Below are 18,543 nucleotides of genomic sequence, written 5' to 3'. Positions count from 1 at the left end.
GTGCCGCGTCCGCATTCACGGAGACCGTGCCCGCGCTGACGGTGGTTCCTCCGGAATAGGAGTTGGTTCCGGAGAGGGTCAGTGTGCCCGTGCCGGTCTTGGTCAGGCTGCCCGAGCCTGACACGACGCCTGAGAGGGTGAGGGCGAAGGTCCCGGTGTTGATGGTTCCGCCGGAAGCGCCCAGGGCCACGGCCTGGGTGGCGGTGAATGCTGCGGTGCTCTGAAGCGTGCCGCCGTCGAGAGTCAGGGACCCCGTGCCCAGCCTGTTGCTGGCGCTCACTGCCAGCGTGCCAGCGTTGACGATGGTGCCGCCGGAATAGGTATTGGCCCCGGAGAGAGTCAGTGTCCCGGTTCCAGTCTTGGTCAGGACGCCGGAGCCTGACACAACGCCTGAGAGGGTGAGGGCGAAGGTCCCGGTGTTGATGGTGCCGCCGGAAGCGCCCAGGGCCACGGCCTGGGTGGCGGTGAATGCTGCGGTGCTCTGCAGTGTCCCGCCATTCAGGGTTACAGCGCCCGTGCCCAGCCTGGCGCTGGAGTTCACGGCCAGTGTTCCCGCGTTTATTGTGGTGCCGCCGGAATAGGTATTGGTCCCGGAGAGGGTCAGTGTCCCGGTTCCGCTTTTAATCAGGCTGCCTGTGCCGGAGATAACACCGGCGTAGGTTGAGGACGAAGCCGAATCCACAGTGAGTGTCCCCGTACCGAGGCTCACGCTGCCGCCGGTGGTGCCACCGCCGCTTAACCCGCCGATGGTTTGGCTGTTGTTGTTCAGGTCCAACTGAACTCCGGCTGTGTTGGAAAGGGTGAGGGTGGTGGAGGCGGGTAGGGCGTTGGACGTTCCCAGACGTAGAATTCCGCCGGTAATGGCGGTGGTCCCCGTGTAGGAGTTGGCACCTGAGAGCAAGAGGACGCCCGTGCCGGTCTTGGTCAAACTCCCGGCACCCGAGATAAGGCCTGAGAGGGTGAGGGTGGTGGAGGCGTTGGTGTTGATTGTGCCGCCGGAAGCTCCCAGTGCGAAGTTATTTGTTGCTGCGAACGATGCTGTGGTCTGCAGTGTGCCGCCGTTCAGGGTCACTGCGCCTGTGCCCAGCCTGTTGCTGGCGTTTACAGCCACCACTCCCCCGCTGATGATGGTACCCCCCGAATAGGTGTTGTTCCCGGAGAGGGTCAGTGTGCCTGTCCCGGCCTTGGTCAAACTTCCGGTGCCCGAGATAACACCGGAGGCGGTCAGGACGGTGGAGGCGTTGGTGTTGATGGTGCCGCCGGACGCGCCAAGGGCCACACCCTGCGCATAGGTGAAGGTGGCGGTGGTCTGCAGAGTCCCACCGTTAAGTGTCAAAGAGCCCGTACCCAGCCGGTTGTTGGCGTTCATCACCACCACGCCGGCGCTGAGTGTGGTTCCTCCGGAGTATGTATTGGCCCCGGTGAGTGTCAGTGTTCCTGTTCCAGTTTTGGTAAGGGCACCCACGCCAGAAATGACGCCAGACAGTGTAAGCGTTGTTGAAGGATCGTTTACAACAGTTCCACCAAGAGGGTTCAATGCAATTGTTCGTGGCGAAGTGAAAGTTGCGGTATTCTCCAGTGCTCCGCCATTGAATCGTAGGCTGTCTCCTATGGTGCCGATATCCCCCTCTGTGCTAGCGGATATTGTTGTCCCGCTGTTGATTACAATCTCGGCTGCGAAGGATGTTTGGTGGGTAAGGCTTAGTGTCAGGCAGAAGAAAGCGAATAGGACGAGAAGAGAATGGCAGGGAACCTGGCCAAACCGGACAATGCTAGAATATAATCGGACACGCTGAAGCAAGTACAAGCCTTCGCCGTCCGGAGAACCTACTTCTTTCATAGCCCTCACAACTATTTACGGCTGAAGTGCTCGGATCGTTATCAACTATATTTAAGATTGCAAGTAAATAATTCCAATCATACCTTGCTGATGGGAGAAGATGTGCATGATGAGCAGAATTGAGCTGCCGAACTGCAAATCATTTTGCAGGGGAAAATAACAGGAGCACGGTATATATAGGCTGTATGCATTCCATTTATCTATATATTGGTGGTCGTTCAAATAGGATTGTCAGTGAAGAAACGCTTTGTGTGCTTTGTGAAGGACAAAAAAGAAGGGCCTGCTGTTGATCGCCGTAAGCCCGTGGTCTTCATGGTTGGGATGAAAGGTGTTGAATCTACGACCCATGGATCCATATTAGGAAAGCTGTGAAGAAGCCTGATGAACCCGGCAGTTTCAATCTCGTGTGCCTGCCTCAGTGGAAGGGACGGCAAGTTCTCTGGCGAACGATGCCGACAGAGGGACACGCCCGGAGACTGGATATGGGCTCACCGATGGTTGGCCGGCGTCAAAGAACATCCAACTGAAATGGCGATACCCGTGTAGCCAGAGGCGGCCAATTCCACCCTCCTGGTTCGCTGGGCAATCATGACAATAGTAGTTGTAATGTTCTCGTGGCAGGCGATAATGTGCTTCTGGACTTTTTCTGGAAAAGTTCCTCACTTTTTGATCGAACTCTACCCTTATTTGGAACTGGACTTGGAAAGGTAAGTCGGTTTTCAATCATAAGTAACATGCACTATGCGTTGTCATACGCCCCAAATGGTAGTAACCTTGATTTGGAGCTCGCAATTATATTTCAGCAGAACCGTGAGGGGATGGCGAAATCATGAAAAACGCTCCCAAGAGCATTCAGACCCTCTCCTTTGTTTCCCTGCTTATTGTTTCGGCATTGCTCTCCACGTTTGCGTATCGATACGTCAACGTCTCATATGTGGCGTTTCGAGATGGAGAAACCCTTTGGGAGAAGGGACGCGTCGAAGACGCGCAAAAGGCGTTCCGGACCGCCGCGTCAGCCGGTCAACTCCGCCCGGGTATGGCTCTCAAACTCGCCCGTGCAGCATTTCTCGCCGGGGATGAGGCAACTGGCAGGGCCGTGCTTGATTCCCTAGTAGATTCACAATCCAAACTCACTCCCTACATGCTCCATACCGCTGCCGGGATCTACGACCAGTACGGCATGCCTGGCAAAGCCCTGCACGCTTTGAGCCGTGCCGGGGAGGCCGTTCTCTCGTCTGAGCCCACCGCCACGTACCTTGCCGAACTCAAGGCACGTGCCGGTGACATTGAGGGAGCGGAAGAGCTCTACCGGAAAGTAATGACCACCTATCCAGGCGACACGGGAGCCTCCCTCGGGCTGGCCCAGCTTCTGGCCTGGAGCGGTCGGATCCAGGCGGCCGAAGACATCTGCCGTCCGGTTCTGGAGCGCGACCCCGGTAATCGACAAGCCAGGATTGTCCTTGGCAGGATACTCACCGCTGCCGGGCGCTTCGAAGAAGCCATCACCGAATACCGCAAAGCCCTGGAGAAGACTCCATGAACGCTCTAATGCGCTCCGCGTGCCGCACATGCATCTCAATCGTAGTGCTACTTGCTGTAATTTCTCTCGTTGCGAGCAGTGTTTTTGCGCAGGTTCCCGGAGTCAAACCCCAAGGCGTAAAATCTCCTGGTGTCACTCAGTCCTCGGGAGACATCCCGGATTGGATGGCCCGTTTGGAACTGGCGCGTCTCCTGAGTTACGTGAAGCGCTACGGTGATTCCGTGGAGGAATACCGCAAGGTGCTGGCCGAAAAGCCCGACATGCCTGAAGCCAAGGCGGAAATGGCCAGGGTGCTCATGTGGAGCGGAAAGGCCGAGGAGGCCAGAGCCCTGTTGGACACCCTTTCGCCCGGAGAACTGTCCGGCGAGGACAAGATGCTGATGGCGGATCTCTTTGTCATGCGCAAGGACTACCCCAAAGCGGAGGCCATCTACCGGGAGCTGCTCAAGGCCGCGCCGGACGACCAAACCGTAAGGCTCCGTTTGGCCGAGGTGCTTAGTTGGACCAAGCGGTATGGCGAGTCCATCGCCCTCTACGAGAAGATTCTTGAGGCTCTGCCGGACGATGTACAGGTGCGGCGCAGGTACGCCCAGGTGCTCTCGTGGGCGGGCAAACAGCAGGACGCTATCCGGGAATTCCGGCGTTCCCTGGGGCAATAGAAATCTGTTTAGGTGATTGGATTCTTAGAAGGATACCGTGAACGTTAAGAGATGGTCATATCCTTTCGGGCTTCCAACAGGAGTGCTGGTAGCCGCATTGCTGCTGGGACCGGTATGCCCAGACGTGCCGGCACTTGCGCAGACGGATAGTCTCGTGCCCGCGGGTGATGAGATTAACGACACCGAAGCCAGGTTCGAGCTGGCCCGGCTGCTTTCGAGGAATGAATCCACACTGGACCAAGCCGTAACCGAGTACCGCCGGGTGCTTGCCGCCTCTCCCGGAGACTCCAGAGCCATCCTAGAACTTGCCGATGTTCTTGCCAGGATGCGCCGCTACCAGGACGCGCTCAAACTGCTCGAGTCTATCACCCTGGGCTCGACCCCTCGTCCCGAGAGCGTGAGCCTGCTTGGGGACATCAGGCTCTACTCAGGGGACATTCCAGGTGCAGTCCAGGCCTATAGCAAGGCGTATTCACTCAAACCCACCCTGCCAGGCCTTGAACTGAAACTGGCCCAGGCCCTCAGTTGGTCCGGGAGGCAGCGCGCGGCATTGCCACTTCTCAGGCACCTGCATGCCGTAAAACCTGAGGACACTGGAGTAGCTGTTCTGTTTGCCCAGGCCCTGGCTGCCACCGGGAACCGGGAGCAGGCCGCCGGACTGGTTGCCGGGCTGCTGGCGAAAAGACCTCATGATGTGGATATTCTCCTGACTGCGGCAGACATCCAGGCAGGGATGGGGCACGCAAAGGATGCCAGGGGGTTGTTTGAACGGGCTGAAATTCTTGATCCAACCGGAAAAGCCAGGGCGGTACACGGCGACCGGTCCATCGCCTGGGGCGATTTCCACCGGGCCGAAGATGCCGTACGAGCCGAAATCGCCACCCGAGGCAATGCGCGTGAACTGAGCCTCAAGCTCGCTTCCGTGCTCAGTGGAGCGCAAAGGTACGAGGAAGCGGCTATTCTCTATGACAAGCTTCTCTCGACTGATGCAAACGACATGAAATCCCTGGCCGGGTTGGCCAAGCTGCGTCTTCTGGAGAAGAACCCGTCAGCCGCCTTGGAACTTGCCGGACGTATGTCCCAGAGAGCCCCGGGATTTGTGGATGCCCTTCGATTGGAAGCGCAGGCCAAATCGGATTCGGGCGATCTGGAGGGCGCACTGATCGCCGCGTCAGCCGCAACCGAGAGGCCCGGAGCCGTCCCGGAGGACTTCAGCCGTCTGGGAGACTTGTTTCAACGCAAGGGACAGACGGAACAGGCGGTTGCGGCTTACCGGCGCGCGGCTGGTATGGAGCCGCCAGATCCCTGGGCAGTCTGGAAGATCTCAGGGGAACAAGATTCCGTGCTTCCGGACGATTCTTCGGGTCTGAGCACCTTCGCTTCGGAACTGAAAACCGATGGCCGCTTTGAAGCGGCCGGACGCCTGTATAGAAAAGCTCTGAAACGGGATCCTGAAAATTTCCAAGCCCAGATGGGCCTGGCGGAACTGCTTGCCACAACAGGCTGGTATGGCGAGGCGCTGGCGATTCTTGACCAACTCGCCAAGGATAACCCCGGCGTCTCCAAGGTTCTCCTGACAAGGGCCCGAGTGCTTGGCTGGGCAAAACGCTATGACGAATCCCTGGCCGCCTATGACGCTCTGCACCGTATGAGGCCGGAGGATCCAGTTCCGCTTCGAGAGGAAGCGCGAACGGCCGTATGGGGCAAAAAGCCAACTCAAGCCGTGGCCCTGTATTCCTCCCTGGAAAAGGGCAACTACCCTGACAAAGTGCGTCAATCTGCCGAACTTGAACGCACAGCCAAGATGGAGGGCTTTGAACGCCGGTTCTCAAACGCCAAAGACGCCAATGACAAACTCCTCTCTATTGAGCCCGGCAACCAGGAGGCCCTTTTCGACAGAGCCCAGGCTGCCTGCGCCCTGGGACTGTGCGACGAGGAGGAAGCCACCTACCGGCGCCTCCTGGCAGTCGACCCCCGGCACACCATGGCCGGCCAGGCAGTGGACCGGCTGCGTTGGCGAAACGCCACGTCTGTCAAGGCAAGCTTTTCGGCGTGGGACGAGGACGGCAAATCAGGACGCCTGGCCCAGATCACGCGTTACCGCTGGGATATGGAGGTCAATGTCCCCATCGAGGGCCGCTACTATCTCCGTGCGGCCCAGAACCTCTGGTTGGAAGACCCAAAGACTCCCAAGGAAGCCCAGCAGAGTCAGGGGCAAGGGCAAACCCGGATACCGGTACGCCGCTTCGACGGCTCCTACCTGGCCGAGGGTCAGACCGTCGGGGCGGGTGGCAAGGTGAACCAATGGCTCTCGGGTGATTTTTCCTTCACCAACAAGCAGTATTTCGATGCAGGCCTTCGCCCTTTGTATTCCGGGCTGGCGCGCATAGAAGCCAACCTGCGCGACGTGGCCAGACTGGCAGTCTTCTACCAACGCACGGACGAGATAACCAACGACATGAGCCTCGCCCAGGGCATACAGATCGACAACTGGGGCGCGAGTGTCCTGCTGCAGCCCACCCGGCGCGTGGAGTTCTCCTTCCAGGGCCGCTACCAGAACTACAGTGATGGCAACCAGGGGACGCATCTCAAGGCCGACGCCGGGGTCACCCTCACCGATCATCCGCACGAGTTGAAGCTCACCGCCACCGGCGAATACCGCGACACCCGGGATATGAACAAGTTCGTCTACGTGGACGGAAATCTGATCACCATCATCCATCCCTACTGGACCCCGCAACGGTACTACTCCGGGGCCATGACGCTTGGCTGGCGCCACGACCTGGCCAAGGATTTCTTCTGCGGTGCGCGGCAACATTTCTACGGCCTACAGTTTTCCGGCGGTACAGACACCGACAACAATCCGTTCTGGCGGTTGGAAGCTGAGTACGTGAATGACTTTTCCGACCGATGGTCGTTAAGCCTCAAGGGATTGATCCACCGTTCCCAGCAATGGGACGCCCTGGGGGCCTGGACCGGGCTGACATACAGGTTCTAGGAGGAAGCGTGTCGAAAGCCGCGACGATTCTCGGACCATTGGTGAGCATGGCGCTTCTGGCGTGCATGATCGCCACGTTCCTCTACCTGATGGTGCGAACCGCGCTCCTGCTGGAGGCCGACTATCTCTGGTATGAGAAGTCCCTGGCCACTCTTTTGCTGCTGGCTGAAGCCTTCACCATGACCCACGCCTTCGGTTACTTCCTGAACCTGTATCATGTGATTTCCAAGCCTTCAGGCCAAAAGTATTCTCCCGACAACGTCCCCCCTTTGGACGAATACCCTCCGGTGGCCATCATCGTCTCCTCGTTCCATGAACCCTTGAGCATCATCGAGGACACTCTCACCTGCTTTTATAACCTGACCTACCCCAACAAGCGCATCTACTTCCTCGACGACACCCGCTACGACCGGCCCGGACAAGATCCGGCCGCCATGGCTGCCTACCGCAAGAGTGTGGAAGCGTTGTGCGAACGCATCGGGGTAAACATGTTCCGGCGGGCATGGCGAGGGGCGAAGGCAGGCATGATCAATGACTTCCTGTCGTTCCTGAAGGGAGAAGATAGGCAGGGGTTCACCTTCTACGGCTTCGAGGACGCACCCAAGGACCGCGATGAAAAGTACATCATCGTCTTCGACGCGGACCAGAACCCCTTCCCCGACTTCGTCGAACCTCTTGTTGCGTTCATGGAGGCCAACCCCAAACTGGCCTTCATCCAGACGCCCCAATACTACACGAACTTCGAAACCAACCGGGTGGCCAGGGCTGCGGGGCTCCAGCAGGCAGTGTTCTATGAGTATATATGCGAAGGAAAAAGCATGCAGGACGCCATGTTCTGCTGCGGCACCAACGTCATTTTCCGCCGCGAAGCCCTTTCGTCCGTCGGAGGTTTTGAGGAAAGCTCCGTCACCGAAGACTTCGCCACCTCCCTCAAGTTCCACCTTGGAGGCTGGTCTTCGGCCTATCTCAACAAGATCTGCGCCTTCGGCATGGGGCCTGAAGACCTGGGCGCCTACTTCAAGCAGCAGTTCCGGTGGGCACACGGCACGGTTGGTCTATTCCGGGAGATTCTCTTTGCGTTCTTAAGAAACCCGCGCAGGCTTCCTGGAGCGAAATGGTGGGAGTACTTCCTTTCAGGAACGCACTATTTCGTAGGCTGGGTGCTCTTCACCATGATTCTTTGCCCGGTGTTGTATCTTTTTCTGGAGGTGCCAAGCTATTTCGCGCGGCCCGAAATATATTTCCTTTTCTTCTTCCCCTATATCCTGCTGACTTTATCGCTTTTCATCTTCACCCTTACTCAGCGCAGATACGGACTAGCCGAGATGGGAATAGGCATCGTTCTCCAGGCGCTGGCCTTCCCAGTGTACATGCAGGCATCACTGCTTGGTATTCTTGGCGTCAAGCGCAGTTTCGGAGTGACTCCCAAAGGCGGAAGCTCGTCTCTGCCGCTACGGGCGTTGTGGCCCCAGGTGCTCACCTGCATGGCTGCGGCCGGGGCGGTGGCCTATGGACTCAACCGGGCGTATTTCGAGCGCGAGCCAGTGTATGCCATCCTAGTCAACTGCATGTGGTGCCTGTACCATCTGGCCATCCTCTCTTCCGTGCTCTACTTCAACCATCCGGAGGTACAAAGGCATGATTGACCTCCGGGCGAGGCTTGTACGCACGCTTGCCGTTGTAGCTATTGCCGCACATATCATGATCCCCTCGTGGGCACTTGGTGAGGCGAAACCCTCTTTCGGCTTCGTTCTGGACGGCTACCCTATCGATTCGGCCAGACTCAAGGTCTTACGCAACCAGACCGGTATAACCCCGGGCATGGTGACCTTCTTTCTTCAATGGCCAAAAAATCCGGACGGTTCACCATTCCCGCTGGAGTCGGTAAAGGCCATCAGCCAGGCCAACGCCCTGCCATGCATTACCTGGGAGCCCATGTTCATCGAGGAAGACAAAGAGGTGGCCATCGACGCCCGCGACATCCTTTCCGGGCGCTACGACATGTATATCGACCGTTTCGCTCAGAACGCGAAGCAGTACCAAAAGAGCCTAATGATCCGTTTCGCCCACGAAATGAACCTAGAGCGCTACCATTGGGGAGGGCCAAAAGAATCCTACGGGCCACAGAGTCCTGCCCGCTACCGCGAGATGTTCCGGTATGTGGTGAAAAGATTCCGGGAGGTAGGGGCACACAACGTGTTTTTCGCCTTCTGCCCCAATGCGGAGTCCCTGCCTCACCCCAGGCGCGACAACGCCGGCTGGAATGAAGCCAAAGCGTACTACCCAGGAGACGATGTGGTCGATGTGGTGGGCATGGACGGCTATAATTGGGGGACAACCCAGACCAGGGAAAAGCACGGCTGGGAAAGCACGTTCAGAAGCTTCGCGGACATTTTCGGCCCAATCCGTCTCGAACTTGTCTCCTTCGCTCCTGGCAAGCCCGTGATGGTCTTCGAGACGGCCTCGGCCGCCTTAGGAGGCGACAAGGCCGTCTGGGTGAATGATGCCCTTGATACGGCCAAGGCCTGGAATCTGGTCTCGTTCAATTGGTTCGAAGCGGACAAGGAAGTGGATTGGCGGCTTATGACGGGAACCGGCTCATCCATGTCCACATTGGTGAACGGGAAAACAGACTCGGGAACGGCGAGCATTCTCGCGGCGTTGAAGCGCTCAAGGCTCAAATAACCAGCAGTTCAAGCTAAGTGGTCCTGGCCTCTCCGGTCAAAACACTTGGAGCAACAAGAAGGTGTGTATTCATGGAAACCAGGGAATCACTCATCGATGGGGTAATGGTGGTCGAGCTGATCGGCCAGCGCCTGGACGCTGCAACAGCACCTGTTTTCAAGGGCAAAATGATCGATCTGATAAACAAGGGTAACAGCCTGTTTCTTTTAGATTTTACGCGCTTGGATTTCATGGACAGCAGCGGTCTCGGTTCGCTCATCTCGTGCGTGAAGTCATTGGGAGGCGATGGGGCTCTGGCGCTCTTCGGCCTGCGCGAAAGCGTACGGAAGATTTTTTCTGTCACCCGTCTGGACCGGGGAGTTTTCCGGATTTTCGAAAGCAGAGATGAGGCGCTCAAGTCGCTTGCCGGGAGAAAAGCATGACTGCGGACATTGCCCGAACCTTGACCATCACCATCCCGGCGCAACTCAAACACGTTGCCCTGGTGGGCCTTTCCGTGCGCGCTATAAGCGGGTTCGAACTCTTCATACAAGACGATGCGGTATTGATCGAACTGGCGGTGTGCGAAGCGCTCAACAACGCCATCATTCATTCTCTCAAGGAGCGCGAAGGAGAATCCATAGAGCTTGGCATCTCCTTGCGGCCAGGACGGATCGGTTTCACCATTCGCGACAGGGGAACGCACATTGAGGATGGCTTGAACGTCGACCAGGAACGCTCCCGGGAACCGTTGGCAACCAGCGGGCGCGGGATGGCCATCATACACGACATCATGGACAGCGTTCGGTACGAGAGGCATGGTGAGTACAATGTTCTTTCCATGGAAAAACAATCCGACAACGCTTGCCCGAACATCCCGTGAGCGATCTCCAGCCTCGGCGGGAAGCCCGCCTCCCCATTGAATCCATCGTCCTCCCCTTTTTCGGGTCCAGGGGGACGGACTACCAGCCTTTCGACTACCTTATCCAGGATGTGAGCCCGGGAGGGGTTAAAATCGCGATTCCCAGCTGGGTGTTGGGTCGCGAACGGATTCACCAGGGGGAGAGAGTCAACCTTCATGTGCCTTTCGAGCTTGAAGGTAAGGTTCTCTATTCAGGTGTGGCCGCCTGGCAAAAGCCCGATGAGGATGGCCAGGGACAGATTGTCGGCCTCATCATGGACCAGGCCAGACCACTCAGTTATCCGGTCTTCTTCTCTGTAAGCTCCAGGCAACTGGCCATTGATCTTACGGTTTTCGAGTCGAGGGGATCGCTTTTGGCGAAGATTGCCAAGGACGCGTATTTGCTCAAACGGGGATGTCTTATTTATCTCAAGCATCTGTCCGCGTTCTTCTCACGTATTTCGGATCTCTCCCACGAAGAGTACAAACAGTTCCGGGATTTCGTTTTTGACGACATAATCGCCAGAACGCAAAAGAACGCCGACCATCTCTTTGTTTTTCACGAGAAAATGGCTCAGGCCAAGGATTCATTGGAGGACGCCTGCGCTGTCGTGGATCTTGCGGAGTTGCGCCAGGCAGTGGAGCCCGAAATGTATATCGAGCTTTTCAAGAACGTATACACCGACAGCTTTGCCATGCAGTATCTCTATGCCATCAAAGAACTCGAGAACAAACTGTATATAAGCTACAATTCTCTCGTCCTGGTGTACTGTAGCACCCTGTAGTTATTCGCAGCGTAATAATTTCAGGCACAGAAGCGATACGTCATCTTCATAGGCATTGCCGCGTCCATGCTCATCCATTGCCGCGCCTACCTCCCTGACAAGAGATTCCGCAGTGTCGCCACAGGATCGAATCATGCTTTCCCTAAGTCTCACCTCCCCGAACTGTTCGCCTGCGGGATTCATATGTTCGGGGCACCCGTCCGTGTAGAGAAGAAGGCAGTCACCCAGGCTCAGGACGCCACTTCCCACACGAAAGGGCTCCTCTCCATCTACCCCGATGACTGGCCCTCCCTCGGCAAGAAAGGTCAAGTTGCCGTCATTTTTCATAAACAAGGGTGGAGGGTGCCCCGCATTGCAGTACTCAAAACTTCCAGTGGAGATGTCGAGCACGAGGTAAAACATGGTGAAGAACTTCTCGAAACGCTCGAAATAACCTTCGTAATTGAGCACTCTCATCACCTCGCCTGGGGAGACGATGGAAACTCCCCCCCCCCCGGGGGCCGAGCGAGTCAGTATCCCCACGCCAGGCAACATCGCCTGGTGAACCAGAACGCTGACAAGGGCTGAAGGAACACCATGCCCACTGACATCCATGATGTAGGCGCCCACATGGCTGCCATCAAGTTCTACGATATTAAAAATGTCTCCGCCGAGTGCGGAACTCGGCTCGAACCGCCAGGCAACGTCAAGCCTATCCTCCCAGAATGGCGATAGTGGCAGGAGAGCTCGTTGTATTACTGAGGCAGCCGACAGGTCCGCGTCCAAGCGGCGCTGTTTCTCCTCAAGCAATGCGTTGGCTGTCCGCAAGTCCTCCCGGGCCTTCACCCTTTCGGTGATGTCTCTGAGAATTCCCGTAAACATGCGGGCTTCGCCCACGCGCATCTCGTTGACGGCAAGCTCAAGATGCACAGTGGAGCCATCCTTTCGCAAACCCAACACTTCACGCCCCCCCAAACCAACCACTGTCCCCTTGCCCGTGTTTAAATAATTTCTGATAGCTGTTTGGTGGTTGCTGCTCTCTGGTTCGGGCATGAGGAGGCTGACGTTTTGTCCGATCAACTCTTCTTGTGAATACCCAAAGATACCAAGTGCGGAATTGTTCACGGATTCGATGGTCCCGTCACCCTGGATGGTTATGATCCCGTCCACGGCGGTGTTCACCAAGGCGTTCAGCTTCGCTTCGCTGTATTGGAGTTGCCGCTCGGCCTGAAGTCTTTGGGTGATGATCTCCCTCATTATCAGCATGCCGCCTACCGACTCGGGAGTCTCGTACCAGGGTAGCATTTCCCACCGGAGGAACTCCACGGAACCGTCCTGACGCATGAACACGTCCCGCTCGTTCCGAAAAGTTTCGCCCTGAAGGCAGCGGACATGCATATCCTTCCACAGTCGCGGAGTATCGGGGAATACATCGTAGTGGGATCTCCCGATAACCACCTGGCCTTCAAGGCCGTAGTCCTTGAGCCACCGTTGACTGACAAGAAGATAGCGCATGTCGCGGTCGAGCATAGCCACTGCGGCCGGGGTGTGCTCAACGAACAGTCGGAGCCTGGCATCGCTTTGCCGCAAAGCGGCTTCGTTTTCTTTTTGTTCCGAGATGTCGACCGCGATGCCGAGAAACCCCTTGAACCCTCCCTGTCCATCCGGAATGCCGGTTACCGTGAGCAGCACAGGGACATGAGAGCCATCCTTGCGGACGTATGTCCATTCGCGGGCTTCGTAGCTGCCTTGTCTGGCCAACTCAACGAACACGTCGAACCCTTCGATTCGTCTCCCGAACTTCTCCGAGAGATAATCCCCATGGGCTGTGACTTCGGAATCCAAGTGAAATTCCGTCGGAGTTTTAAGCCCAACCATCTCCTCTGATGTGTATTTGAGGATGTTCTCGGCGCCGACGTTGAAAAGAGTGATGATCCCGCTTTGATCCGTGGCAATTATGGAGACGTGAGTTGCAGCGCTGATGACGCTAAAAAGGTGATCGGAGAGGCTGGCTTCCCGCGGAAATTGCATCGTGCGCCCTCATGATGTCACAGTGACACGGAACTCGGTCGAGAGTTCACTACCAGACTCTGAGGTGGAAAGAAAAGGCCGCGTCAGCCTTTAACGTCCTAGAGGCTCGGGTGGGGCTCATTTAATTGTGTGACCAGCGATTTTTACCAAAGAAAAAGGGCTCACGGTTTGTCACCGTAAGCCCTCGATCTTTATGGTCGGGATGAGAGGAGTTGAACCTCCGACCCCCTGAACCCCATTCAGGTGCGCTACCAGGCTGCGCTACATCCCGACGCGAAAGGGACCCTCCTTTACCGCTGGGGGGCGTACGTGTCAACGCGGAATTTCACACGTTGGCCAATTAATCCATTCTCGGGGTGGACCGATGTTGCCTCTTCCCTGTATGTCGACGTTATGGAGACTCCCTTGAGTACGGAAAAAGCGCCTATACTGGTAACAGGTGCCACTGGCTATGTGGGGGGCAGGCTTGCCCCCATGCTGCTGGAGCGCGGCTGGCGCGTGCGGGCTGTGGCCCGGTCTTTGGAAAAGCTGGCTTGCCGCCCTTGGGCTTCCCACCCCCGGTGTGAACTGGCCCGGGCCGACGTGCTTGATTTGAAAAGCCTGTGCGCGGCTCTGGAAGGATGCCGGATCGCGTACTACCTGGTTCATTCCATGGGATCGGCCGGGCAGCATTTTGCCGAAGCTGATTTGGAATCCGCCCGAACATTCGCTAAGGCCTGTGCCGAGGCGGGCGTGGAGCGCATTATCTATCTGGGGGGGCTGGGCAACGATTCCGACCAGCTGTCGCACCACCTTCGCTCCAGGCTGGAAACAGCGAAAGCCCTGGCATCCGGACCGGTCCCCGTGACGTATCTGCGGGCAGCGGCCATCCTTGGGGCGGGCAGCGCTTCCTACGAGATCCTGCGCTCCCTGGTGGAGCGTCTGCCGGTGATGCTTACCCCCCGCTGGGTGCGCACCAAATGCCAGCCAATCTCCGTGCGCAATGTGCTCGAATATCTGGTGGGCTGCTTGGAGCACCCTGAGACCACTGGACAAACCTATGACATCGGCGGCCCTGACATCCTGACCTACGAGGATCTCTTTCAACTTTACGCAGAAGTGGCCGGATTGCGTCGGCGGATCATCATACCAGTACCCCTTATGAGTCCCGGCTTGTCAAAGTTCTGGGTGCGCCTGGTCACTCCGGTGGCTCCTTCGGTGGCCTCCCCCCTCATAGAAGGATTGCGTAACGAGGTGATATGCCAGGACAACCGAATCCGGGAAATCATTCCCCTGAAGCTGCAGAGCTGCCGGGAAACCTTCCAGGCCGCCAGGCGAGATCTCAAAGACAGGCTGGTTCCCACATGCTGGGCGGATGCCGGCCTGGTTCAGGCTCCTGAGTGGCTGGTGTGCGGCGACGCGCCATACTCCGGGGGCGCGGTCTACGAGATGGGATACAAGGCGTTGCTCCAGGCGCCTCCGGAAAAGGTATGGCCAGCTTTGGAAGCCATTGGTGGAGAAAGGGGCTGGTATTTCGCGGATATCTTATGGACGTTGAGGGGATTGGTCGACCGCCTCATGGGAGGAGTTGGTCTGGGGCCTGGCAGGCGCGACCCCAAGTGCCTGCTGACGGGCGACGCGGTGGACTGCTGGCGGGTGTGGGAAGCGCAGCCACCCCGGCTTTTGGTGCTCCTGGCAGCAATGAAGTCTCCGGGCGAGGCGGCCCTGGAGCTTTCGCTTGCCCCCGATGCTGGCGGGACTCAGTTCACCCTCCTTGCCAGATTCCAGCCAAGGGGCCTGGCCGGGCTCATCTACTGGTATGGCATGTTTGTGCCCCATATGATTTTGTTCACCGGTCTGGTCAAAGGGCTAGCGCAAGCTGCTGGGACTCGGATTGTCAAAGGGCCCTATAGATTCACGCCCACAGTGCCAGGCAAATGTTCTCCGCCTCCGCGCAGCGTGTGACTTTTCAGTCACAACCGCTTGCCACGCTTGCTTTTTGGCCGCACTGGGGGTAGCCGGGCAAGGCCTTGAAAGGGGGGCACATGCGCGTTTTTCAAACTTCTCTTCCCGCCAGAAAAGGGGTGTCGGCGGCTGACGGGCTGGTCCTCCTGGCCTTTTTCGTCCTGGTGTATGCTGGCGTTCGCCTTGCCGCCCAATCTCCCGACGTGGTGGACGGGCCGGCTATCACCACCGATCCAGCCAGCCTGCCCTGGTACGCGCTCTTGTCCGTTGGGCGCATGTTCGCTGCATACGTATTGTCCCTGCTCTTCACCTTCCTCTATGGTACCGCCGCTGCCCGAAACAAACAGGCCCAGGTGGTGCTCATGCCCATCCTGGACATCCTTCAGAGCGTACCCATCCTGTCGTTCTTGCCCGTGGTCATCCTGAGTTTGGCCGCCGTCCTGCCACTTGGCTTGGCTGTTGAACTCTCCTCCATAGTGCTCATTTTCACCTCCCAGGCCTGGAACATGACCTTCGCCTGGTATCAGTCGCTGACCACGATCCCCAGAGAGCTCCGGGAGGCCGCGCGGATATTTCGCTTCAACAAGTGGATGCGCTTTCGGGTTTTGGAACTGCCATTTGCGGCCATAGGCCTGTTGTGGAATTCCATGATGAGCTGGGCCGGTGGCTGGTTCTTTCTCATGGCCTCGGAAATGTTCACGGTGGGGCAGAAGGATTTTCGCCTGCCCGGGCTCGGGGCCTACCTCCAGGAGGCGGCCTCCAAGGGCGACATGCAGGCCATTGCCTGGGGAGTGGGCACGCTGTTGGCGGTGATCATCTGTCTGGATACCTTCGTGTGGCGCCCTCTTCTTGCCTGGTCGGAGCGGTTCAAGCTCCAGATGCAGGACAGCGAAGAACATGCCACGTCCTGGTTCCTCAATTCCCTGCGAGCCTCGCGCCTGGTCGGCTGGATTTTCGAGAAATGCCTGGAACCGGCAATGGAATGCGTGGACTCCCTGTTCCTCAAATTAAAACCCGTGGAAAGCGAGACGTCCTCCGGACGAGGCTGGGGCATACGGCTGTTCACTTTGGCGGTGATGGCCGGGGGCGGCTACGGGGCCTTCCTGGGCGTGGGCATGCTGAGCGAGGTTGGAGCTGCAAAATGGGTCGAGATCGGCCTGGGGCTTCTGGCCACCCTGGCCAGGGTGTGGGCGGCGCTCGTCATAGCCCTGGCCATTACCTTGCCGCTGGGGCTTGGGATCGGGCTCAACAAGCGCATGTCCAACATGCTGTTGCCCGTGGTACAGGTGCTGGCCTCCATCCCGTCAACGGCGCTTTTTCCCGTGGTGCTGCTGGGCTTGCTCAAACTGCCGGGCGGTCTGGCTCTTGCCTCGGTATTTCTCATGCTCATGGGTACCATTTGGTACCTGCTGTTTAACATCATGGCCGGAGCCTCGGCCATTCCGCAGGAACTCATTAGCATGAGCGCCATCCTTAAGATTGAAGGATGGGAGCGCTGGAAGACCTTGTATCTTCCCGCGCTGTTTCCCTACTGCATCACCGGAGCCATCACGGCCACGGGTGGGGCCTGGAACGCCTCCATTGTTGCCGAGTATGTGCTCTTTGGCGGTGAGTACGTCACAACCACCGGCCTTGGCTCCATCATCGCCCAGGCCACGGCCGCCGGGGATTACCCACTGCTGTTGGCAGCCACCCTGGTCATGGTGGGCACTGTGGTCGGGTTCAACCGTTTTTTCTGGCGCAGGCTCTATCGGCTTGCCGCCGAACGCTACGTCATGGAGTAAACCATGTTCGAAGTCTTGCAGCACTTGAAAAACGTCTCGCAGGTCTACGGAATCGGCGACCGGCAGTTCACCGCCATTTCCGATGTGGAACTCGATATCGGAGAAGGCGAGTTCGTCTCCCTGCTTGGCCCTTCTGGCTGCGGCAAGTCCACGCTTCTGCGCATCATCACTGGGCTGCAGCCCCCCACCTCTGGCGAAGTGATCTACCGGGGCGAGCAGCTCAAAGGCGTAAACCCTCGATCATCCATAATATTTCAGAGTTTTGCTTTGTATCCGTGGCTCACCGTACAGGAGAACGTGGAAGTGGCCCTCAAGGCGCGTGGTGTTACGCCCAAGCAGCGCGGACGCCGTGCCCTGGACATGCTCCACAGGGTGGGCCTGGAGGGCTTCGAGACGGCCTATCCCCGCGAGCTCTCAGGCGGCATGCGCCAGAAGGTTGGTTTTGCCAGGGCCCTGTCCATCGAGCCCGAGCTTCTCTGCCTGGATGAACCCTTCTCAGCCCTGGACCCCTTGTCCGCCGAGGCTCTGCGCGGCGAGCTTTTGGAACTGTGGACCACCGGGGCCATACCCACCAAGAGCCTGCTCATGGTGTCGCACAACATCGAAGAGGCGGTGTTCATGTCCGACCGTATTGTTTTGATGGACAAGGAGCCCGGGCGGGTGGTTGCCGAATTGACGGTGAGCTTGCCTCATCCCAGGGACCGCAAGTCAAGGGAGTTTCTTGAAATAGTGGACAAGGTGTTCGCCATCCTGGCCGGGCAGACCTTGCCCGAGGCCGACGAACACGGCTCCGCTCCGGGTGCACCTGGCCGGACGCGCCCCCTGCCGCACATTGAGCTTTCGGACCTGTTCGGCCTTGTGGAGCATATCGACCTGAGCCCTGGCAACACCGCCGACATCTACCGGCTGGCCGACGAATTCCAGATGGAGGTGGACGATGTGCTTCCCCTGGTGGAAGCGGCCGAGATTCTGGGCATGGGAGTGGTCAGCAAGGGCGATATTGCCCTTACCACCCTGGGAGAAACCTTTGCCGAGGCGTCCATTGGCGCGCGCAAGGAGATCTTCGCCAGCCGCATCCGCAGGCTGCCGTTTTTCCAGTGGCTGCTCACGCTTCTTAAGAAATCAGACAAGCATCAGCTCAAGTGGGATGTGGTCCAGATGGCCCTGGAACTGGAGTTCCCCCCCCATGAGGCGGAGAAGCAGCTGGAAACGGCCGTCACCTGGGGCCGCTACGCCACGGTGCTGGCCTATGAGGACGATACAGGCATCCTGAGTCTGGAGCCGGAGTCTTCAACGGACAAGGCGGCATGACCCCCCCCGCCAGCGATGGTTCTTGTGCATGGATCGTGCAGGGTGGCCCGCCTCGTGCATGAGAGGGCCAGACATTGCCACACCGGCAGAATCGGCCTATTTGAGAG

13 protein-coding genes and 1 tRNA gene are annotated in these 18,543 nt (G+C 58.1%); 11 read left to right on the top strand and 3 right to left on the bottom strand.

The annotated features are described in order from the left end of the window. On the bottom strand, positions 1 to 1,465 hold a 1,465-nt coding region (locus tag HY795_07270), incomplete at its 3' end, for an autotransporter-associated beta strand repeat-containing protein (protein ID MBI4805019.1). A gap of 1,204 nt (positions 1,466 to 2,669) precedes the next feature. Between HY795_07270 and HY795_07265 the strand changes: the two genes are divergently transcribed. The 8 genes from HY795_07265 to HY795_07230 all read left to right on the top strand — a co-directional run bounded on the left by HY795_07265 (position 2,670) and on the right by HY795_07230 (position 11,387). Continuing rightward, positions 2,670 to 3,380 carry a tetratricopeptide repeat protein gene (locus HY795_07265; GenBank protein MBI4805018.1) on the top strand — a complete coding sequence of 237 codons (711 nt, stop codon included), beginning with the start codon at positions 2,670 to 2,672 and terminating at the stop codon, positions 3,378 to 3,380. A gap of 164 nt (positions 3,381 to 3,544) precedes the next feature. Beyond that, positions 3,545 to 4,039: a tetratricopeptide repeat protein gene (locus HY795_07260; GenBank protein MBI4805017.1), complete on the top strand. Its 495-nt coding sequence runs from the start codon at positions 3,545 to 3,547 to the stop codon at positions 4,037 to 4,039. A gap of 37 nt (positions 4,040 to 4,076) precedes the next feature. Then, positions 4,077 to 7,037 carry a tetratricopeptide repeat protein gene (locus HY795_07255; GenBank protein MBI4805016.1) on the top strand — a complete coding sequence of 987 codons (2,961 nt, stop codon included), beginning with the start codon at positions 4,077 to 4,079 and terminating at the stop codon, positions 7,035 to 7,037. After that, positions 6,992 to 8,683, top strand: coding sequence for a glycosyltransferase (locus tag HY795_07250; GenBank protein ID MBI4805015.1), 1,692 nt, complete (start codon positions 6,992 to 6,994; stop codon positions 8,681 to 8,683). The genes HY795_07255 and HY795_07250 overlap by 46 nt, the downstream gene beginning before the upstream one ends. Then, positions 8,676 to 9,722 carry an endoglucanase gene (locus HY795_07245; protein ID MBI4805014.1) on the top strand — a complete coding sequence of 349 codons (1,047 nt, stop codon included), beginning with the start codon at positions 8,676 to 8,678 and terminating at the stop codon, positions 9,720 to 9,722. Before HY795_07250 ends, HY795_07245 begins: the two co-directional genes overlap by 8 nt. Positions 9,723 to 9,793: 71 nt before the next feature. After that, positions 9,794 to 10,144, top strand: a complete 351-nt coding sequence (locus HY795_07240; protein ID MBI4805013.1) for an STAS domain-containing protein — start codon at positions 9,794 to 9,796, stop codon at positions 10,142 to 10,144. Beyond that, on the top strand, positions 10,141 to 10,584 hold the full coding sequence (locus HY795_07235) for an ATP-binding protein (protein MBI4805012.1): 444 nt from the start codon (positions 10,141 to 10,143) through the stop codon (positions 10,582 to 10,584). The genes HY795_07240 and HY795_07235 overlap by 4 nt, the downstream gene beginning before the upstream one ends. Further along, on the top strand, positions 10,581 to 11,387 hold the full coding sequence (locus tag HY795_07230) for a PilZ domain-containing protein (GenBank protein MBI4805011.1): 807 nt from the start codon (positions 10,581 to 10,583) through the stop codon (positions 11,385 to 11,387). Before HY795_07235 ends, HY795_07230 begins: the two co-directional genes overlap by 4 nt. Here HY795_07230 and HY795_07225 read toward each other — a convergent pair whose 3' ends face one another. Beyond that, positions 11,388 to 13,397 (bottom strand): PAS domain S-box protein, encoded by a 2,010-nt coding sequence (locus HY795_07225; GenBank protein ID MBI4805010.1) that lies wholly within the window; start codon positions 13,395 to 13,397, stop codon positions 11,388 to 11,390. It lies immediately after the preceding gene. A 194-nt stretch (positions 13,398 to 13,591) separates the two neighbouring features. Next, positions 13,592 to 13,668, bottom strand: a tRNA-Pro gene (locus HY795_07220). A gap of 122 nt (positions 13,669 to 13,790) precedes the next feature. Here HY795_07220 and HY795_07215 point away from each other — a divergent pair. From HY795_07215 to HY795_07205, 3 genes are all read left to right on the top strand, one after another. Then, positions 13,791 to 15,341 (top strand): DUF2867 domain-containing protein, encoded by a 1,551-nt coding sequence (locus HY795_07215; GenBank protein MBI4805009.1) that lies wholly within the window; start codon positions 13,791 to 13,793, stop codon positions 15,339 to 15,341. 80 nt (positions 15,342 to 15,421) lie between these two features. Further along, entirely contained in the window at positions 15,422 to 17,125 is a 1,704-nt protein-coding gene (locus tag HY795_07210; protein ID MBI4805008.1) for an ABC transporter permease subunit, read from the top strand. Positions 17,126 to 17,128: 3 nt separating this feature from the next. Further along, on the top strand, positions 17,129 to 18,436 hold the full coding sequence (locus HY795_07205; GenBank protein ID MBI4805007.1) for an AAA-associated domain-containing protein: 1,308 nt from the start codon (positions 17,129 to 17,131) through the stop codon (positions 18,434 to 18,436). Positions 18,437 to 18,543 lie beyond the last annotated feature (107 nt).

It is taken from the genome of Desulfovibrio sp. (genome assembly GCA_016208105.1).
Lineage (GTDB): Bacteria > Desulfobacterota > Desulfovibrionia > Desulfovibrionales > Desulfovibrionaceae > Fundidesulfovibrio.
Note: the sequence above shows the minus strand (reverse complement) of the source record. Positions and strands in the feature narration are given on the sequence as shown.